The sequence below is a fragment of the uncultured Paraglaciecola sp. genome, from assembly GCF_937123705.1.
Lineage (GTDB): Bacteria > Pseudomonadota > Gammaproteobacteria > Enterobacterales > Alteromonadaceae > Paraglaciecola.
Genome location: NZ_CAKZKO010000153.1, coordinates 1 through 6,769 on the forward strand (window position 1 = coordinate 1; position 6,769 = coordinate 6,769).

The 6,769-nt window shown below is 50.0% G+C and carries 5 protein-coding genes; all 5 read left to right on the forward strand.

The genetic code is table 11. The features are described 5' to 3' along the window. Nucleotides 1-288: hypothetical protein (locus Q0688_RS20645; protein WP_299081901.1), on the forward strand; the 288-nt coding region annotated here is incomplete at its 5' end. After that, a complete protein-coding gene (locus Q0688_RS20650; protein WP_299081904.1) occupies nt 288-1,181 on the forward strand; it encodes a hypothetical protein in 894 nt (297 codons plus the stop codon). The genes Q0688_RS20645 and Q0688_RS20650, both read left to right, overlap by 1 nt. A gap of 33 nt (nt 1,182-1,214) precedes the next feature. After that, nucleotides 1,215-1,469 carry a hypothetical protein gene (locus Q0688_RS20655; RefSeq protein WP_299081907.1) on the forward strand — a complete coding sequence of 85 codons (255 nt, stop codon included), beginning with the start codon at nt 1,215-1,217 and terminating at the stop codon, nt 1,467-1,469. 3 nt (nt 1,470-1,472) lie between these two features. Then, nucleotides 1,473-4,298, forward strand: a complete 2,826-nt coding sequence (locus tag Q0688_RS20660) for a hypothetical protein (protein ID WP_299081910.1) — start codon at nt 1,473-1,475, stop codon at nt 4,296-4,298. A gap of 99 nt (nt 4,299-4,397) precedes the next feature. After that, a partial coding sequence (locus tag Q0688_RS20665) for a hypothetical protein (RefSeq protein WP_299081913.1) occupies nt 4,398-6,769 on the forward strand: 2,372 nt, incomplete at its 3' end.

The following is a 6,769-nucleotide window of genomic DNA, read 5'->3' on the forward strand; positions in this document are numbered from 1 at the left end:
GATCTGTACAGTATCGGAATGAAGACAGCCATTCATGTGCAAGCTTCAGACGGGCCGGAAATGCGAACGGTTACGGGTGTGGAGGGTGATGTCATTACTATTGATAGCCCATTGGCCACTGCGGATCCTGAAAGCCTCATCGGAACACACTGCAGCATGGGGCCAGAGAACAATGGCCTATTTCGCATGGTGGTGGATGAGATCGACAGAACTAGAGACTTCGGTGCAACGCTCACCGCCATTCCAGAAGCTCATGTAATTTTTGAAGAAATGCAGAAGGTGGCCTGATGGTAACGATGCGGCAAATTGATGAACAGGGCATTGATAGCGATGGCGTGATTGGTGGTCAGGAGCACATCAAACAGGTTGCCGAATCCCTGAAAAGCAACTGGAATGGCGAGGGTGGCCTGCTTACTGGGCTTGCCGGTACCGCCGTTGCAATAACAGCGAATGCAGCGGTCCCTGATGGCCTTGCATATACTGATGGCATTCAGTTCAGGATGATCACTACAGCGGCGGCTGGCGGGGCCACAACCATCAACATCAGCTCCCTCGGAGCCATTCCGGTTAAGAGGCGAGATGGATCTGCAATCAAGGCCTTGGACTGGGGGGCAGGTGAGCTGGTCAAATTCACTATTGTCGGATCTGTCGCCTATTTGGATCATGCCACCAAGCTGGAGGCCGCAAGTGATGTGGACAGCGGGTCATCAGTTATTGGCATCGTCAAGGCGCATTATCATTTCGATGTTTTCAGCAATACGAACAATCAAGATGTGTTCACCTTGCAGGACATTGAGGCTGAGGCTGGCGATTTGCTTATCCTTCCGCCCATGCATTGGACTAACGTGGCTATGGGGTCAAAGCGGGACTTTCTTTCAAGCGTTTTCTTCGCAAACAAAACCGTCATCTACATACTGAATACTGGAAATTACGGAGGCGGGGCAAACGTACAATTCAGGGTTGATGGTACTCAGGCTTGGAGGGCGGCTTATCGCGGTGGTTCTCCTGGCATATTCACTGATTTGGGCAATTTCACAGGTGACCCCATGGTCTATGAGATCCCTGATGATCAGCCCCATGATTATAGTTTGTATATCCAGGACAATATTGCGGTTGGAGTACAAGTCCAAATCCGTGGCGCTATTCAAATCATCACGCCATCAGCTGGCGCATTCACTTAATTCCCAAATCACATCTAAAATGGAGGTGCCAACATGAGCACTGTACACACCGTCACAAATTCGGGGTGGACGCAAATCTTGCCCGCATCCAACAAATCATATGCATCCATACCGGGGCATCTAACTGTTCGATTTCAATACGGATCAGATCCAGGCGCTGGAATTGAAACGGGTCAACCGGCCCAGGGTCCAAAGGACACAATTTCAGGGCTAGTTGATGAAGTGTGCTGGGCAAGGATTGCACCAGGTGGACCCGATTCTGGAATAGTCCTGCAGCATGGAAGCTAAGCTATGACCCATTTCCGTCCGTTTTCCTACGGCTTCCGCAGAGCTGGGGAGTTCGCACCGCGCCTTCTTGTCGGCGGTGGTTCTCTGGCCAATAGAATCGCTAACCTGGTCACCAGTGCATTGTATTCGGCTGTGGACACGAATAGATCATTCGTTGCTCGATCTGGGACTGGTGCCAATCCCTCAGATGGCGATCTAGTCGGATTCGTGACGGATCAATCATCAGGTCAGAATTTTGTTGCGATATCTGATGCGGCACGCCCCACTCTAAACATTGATGATGGTGTGCACAGTTTCCTATTTGATGGTTCGGATGATGGCTTTGAAGCTAGTTTCGATGGAGGGACTGGCCCAGCTGATGCCTCAATCTTTATTGCCATCAAAAGCACAGCTGATGATGCTATTATCCTGACGGGGCAAACCGTGACCCAGTGGGCAGGTATCTGGCAGGACATCAATTCAACAACCACTCACGCTGGAGATTCAGGCTCTCCAACAATCGGCTTAAATGGTGTTGACTTTCCTGGCTCTCCTACTCGTGGCGATGTGCATTTAGCGCTCGCTACTGGTGAGTGGCAGATCTACGAAATCAGCAACGTTGATTTGAGCAATTGGTCAGAGTTGAAATTCTCTCAGTATACAGCTGCGTTCTTTCTTGATGGCAATATGGCTGGGTTGCTGGTCATCCCAACAGCCTCATTTACTGCCGATCAGAGAGCGGATGATATCATTCCATATATGGCCACCCTGGCGGGCATGACTGAGCTTGATGGCAAAATGCTAGGGCTCGGCGGCAAGCACATCTTTGGTGCTCCCAGCTTCTATGACAGTGCCATTGTTTCGAGAGTAGCAACAGGTGCGCGCGCTGCTGTGGGTGATTTGATTGGCTCTCGCAGAGACAAAGCAAACCCCAACAAATACGGGGCAGCTGATTCAGATGGTAATCGTGCCATCTTAGGTATTTCTGATGGAATTTGGTTTGATCAATATGATGGAGTTGACGACAAACTCTACTACACGTTTTTAGGTGGCACAGGACCGGCTGCTTGCTCGGTATTCGCTGCCATCAAGTCGATCGATGATATTTTCATCATGTTTGGTGATAGTAACGAGCACTTTTTGGGTGCTGCGTCAGAGGCAGATGCTACACAAGTAGTTACAAGTGGCTGTGGAGCCGCAGTCACAATCCATGTAAACGGCAATCAAATCGGCGGCGTAGGGAATACTGGTCGAGATGAATTTGCCCACGCAATAAGCAACGGCGGGTGGAATATTGTGGAGTTCCGAGACGTTGAACTGAATACGTGGGAAGATATCGGATGGAGCGGCTATTGGAATGTTGGCTGGCCAATGGATGGCAAGGGTGCTGGCCTTCTGATTGTTGATACGGGTGCTGAGCTCACAGCAAAGCGCGATACTGTGATCTTACCCTGGTTCCGCGAAAAACTCGGGTTGACTGCGCTCGATATGGCCATCAGCGGGATCACCAAGACGGCTTGGTATGATGTGAAGGGCGGGACATCGTCGATCGAAACGGATGGATCTGGTGGTCAGCCAGGCCATGGAGATTTAGTCGGCGAGATGCTGGATAAATCTGATGTTTCTCGACATGAGTTTGACGCGCCCGCCGACACCCAAAGGCCAATCCTCAAAAACAGCAACGGCATTTGGCGTGTCAAACATGATGGTGTTGATGATTTTCTGTCAATGCCCTTTGAAGGTGGAGCCGGTCCTGCTGATTGCTCTGTGTTTATCAATCTCAAGACTGATGACGCCAGAGTTATTCTGTTTTCGGAAGATGGCGACCTTTCGCACTACATGCCTTATTGGGACAATACGCTCACAGGCACAGGTCTTGCACCGAACTCGGGTACTCCCACGTTCCACATTGATGATGTTGAGTTGGTTAGCCCCAATAATTCCACATTGGCGGCGGCGATCGCAACAAACGAATGGGTCACGTTGGAGGTTAGGAATGTTAATCTAACGGAATGGGCGACCTTCACTCTGTCTGGTTACGCTAGTGTATTCAGGTATGCCGGTGAATGGAATGGCCTCATGATCATCCCAACCGCAAACTTTGATAGTGATGATCGACAAAACATCATCTTGCCTTGGCTCAAAGAGCAGATCAGTTCGGTTAACAATGACAACTTGATCGCAAATATTAGATCGGAGCTTTGGTTCTCAACAGCCGACACATCCAATCTGTTCACAACGGTCAATAATTCAGGGGCCAATGCTGCCACCGACGGTGATTTGATTGGGTACGCTCAGGATAAATCGGGGAGCGGTACGAACGGGAGCTCAACGACTGAGTTGGCAAGGCCTGAATTGAACGTCGTTGATGAGGTGAAATCCATTCTCTTTGATGAGTACACGAAATTTCTAACATTCACTTTTGCTGGTGGAGCAGGGCCGGATGATTGCAGCATTTTCCTGACGATGAAAACTACCGATGTGCAAGCAGTTCCTTTGTTCAAAACTGGGGCATCGTCCGATTTTCCATTGGTGTTCAATCATGCTTCCGGGTCAGCAAACTTTGCTCCTCCAGGTTCCATCAGCGGAACATATGTCAATGGTGAATTGATTGGTACAACTCAAGGTGACGCACGCACCGCGATCGCAACTGGTCAATGGGTGATTGTGGAAATCAGAGGCGCTGATTTGTCGGGTTATGCTGGTCTAAATATCAATGGCTATGGCGGAGCGGCATTGTGGGAATATGACGGCGAAGTTGGCGACATGATAATTGTGAAAACAGGTCGCGAGCTGATCGAAAAACGCCATCAGATTGAGGCCTACCTACGTGAAAAAGCCGGAATGTAGGCTGGAGTATCCCCAAATCTTTCCCTTGTGAATTGACTATGTTGAGCCGCGTACTGCCCGGCCAGCCAACCGAAATACCATCTCAAAAATAGGTCGATTATGACACAGACTTTAGCTTTTCGGGCAAGACTCCGAGGGTATATCGATTCCCAATGGGACTTGAACCTTGGCGAGTTTCGCGACGCTGATGACAATCCAGTGGATCTGTCGTCCCGTAGCTTTGTTGGCGAGGCAAGGGCCACAGCAGACGGTGCCGATGTTTTGGTTACATTGGCTGTCACTGGAACTGTAAACGGAGCGCTTCGTTTACAGTCCCCAAATGCGGACAATAAAGGACTTTCAGTTGGTGAGGCCGCGTTTTCCGTTATGGAAACAACCGGAGGTTCCTGGGAACTGGTCGGTACTGGATCTATTGATCTGCGAAAGCATGCAACGCGTAGCACCGGAGATTTTTCCGCGTTTACCGATATCGGCGGTGGGCTGAGGATATTATTTGCTGAAGCGATTGGTGATTCAAAGCTGATTATGAGGGGGCGAGATGGCATCACCTTGCCCGAGGTCACTTCTGTTTATGATGACACGATCACCGCTCGTGATAAGTCCCAAGATTGGGCGGAGAAGGCTGAGGACAGCGAAGTTGAGACGGGCAAGTATTCTGCCCTGCATCATTCAGCCAAAGCTCTGGGACAGCGGGTTTTGGCTGAGACTGCAAAGACAGACGCTCAAGCGGTAACGGTGAGCATTGTTGAGACCACTGAAACAGTAGGTGGCAGCTCGAAAACCAACACGCTTGAAGTGACGGCGCCGTACACCAACACAAGTTATGCCAATCCATTCACGGGCTGGGGTGAAATTTATAATCCTGCTGGCATCAGCTTCAATTGTATCAGGCCCCGAATTATCAGCCGGCGCGCATCCCTGACCACTGATGCGGATAAGTGGGAGCGCATCAATGTAGTGGTGAGAACAGGTGCAACGCCGCATTTATCAGGATCAACTGTCCTGGCTGTTGGTGACATCAAGGTTAAACCAGATGATGATATTCTCTATGACCTTGAGATTTTGCTCACAGATTCGATTTCTGGTTTGGTCAAAACCCTGACCGATGCCGATATGATTGACAGTAAATACTTTATCGCCGTCTGGGCATCGCGAGCCGATGGTGGCGTTGCATATATGTCGCCTCACACTGGCACCTTGCCCAATACTGCCGGAACTTCATGGTACATGTCGGCTGGAGGTGATGCCGTTAATGATTCCTATGCTGTATTCACAGGTAACTGGCGACTTGGTGTCGATCATGTGCTCGTGGCAGATCCCGAAAAGGTTACGACTTACACACCTCAAGACGCATTCAAGGACGACATCCTTGGTGATACATTAGGAATCACTGATTACGGCTTTGACATCGATGAGGGTGTGTCAGCCGACGGTGAAAGCGTAACGTTGGCTATGACTGGTGGTCAATCGAGTGGTGTGCGAGATCTGCCATTCTCTGGCTGGGGCGAGACTTACACAGCCAACGGTGTGTCTTTCAATGCTATCAGAGCCAAAATCATTGGCCGAGCCCTCAACATTCCTGCCAGTTCCAAATGGGAGAGAATTCACGCTGTTGTCAGGACTGGTGCAATACCTGGCGGGACGGAAAATACGGTTCTCGCAATTGGTTCTGTCAGGGTGAGAAAGACATCTGACACATTGACCGATGTCACTATCATTTTGAAGGACCCAGTTACTGGATCCATTGTCACGATCGATGATGGAGACTTCATCGGCGGGAAGTATTTCATCGGCCTGTACGCGAGAACTCTGCTCGGTGACTTTGCCGCAATGGCGGAACATTTCGGCTCGCTTCCGAATGGAGAAACCTCATACTATACGACCACTGGCGAGCCGATAAATGGAGCGTGGGCGCTAAACTCAGGCAATTCTCGGTTGGGCGTTGAACACCTATTGCTGACCAATCCTGTCACAACCGTAAACTACAACGCCACTGATGAGTTTAAAAACGATGTCAACGACGTGGTGTCAGCACAAAACTGGGCTCCTCCAAAGATGTATGCGGTGGAAGGGCTGGAAACTTCGGTCTACTTCGATAATCTGATTGCCGGTGACTATGACGATTATCATTGGTCAGTCAGCGGATTGTCCAAAGGTATCCAGCAAAACGAGAGGTGGATGCTAAACCTTGATGCTGCTGATATTGGTGGTGGAACTCAATCAATCACCGTGTATCAAAAGGGTACTGAAAGCGCTTTATTCACAAAGAATATCGAGCTCGAAGCTGCACTTGCATCAGCTGGAACTGGCGTCACCGTCAATTACATGATGATAGGCGATAGTTTGACTGCCAGCGGGGTCATCACCTCAACGCTGTTGGCTTTGGCGTCAAGCGACCCCCTCACCATCAATATGGTTGGCATTCGAGGTTCGGGGTCCAATTTGCATGAAGGCCGTAGTGGATGGACAAT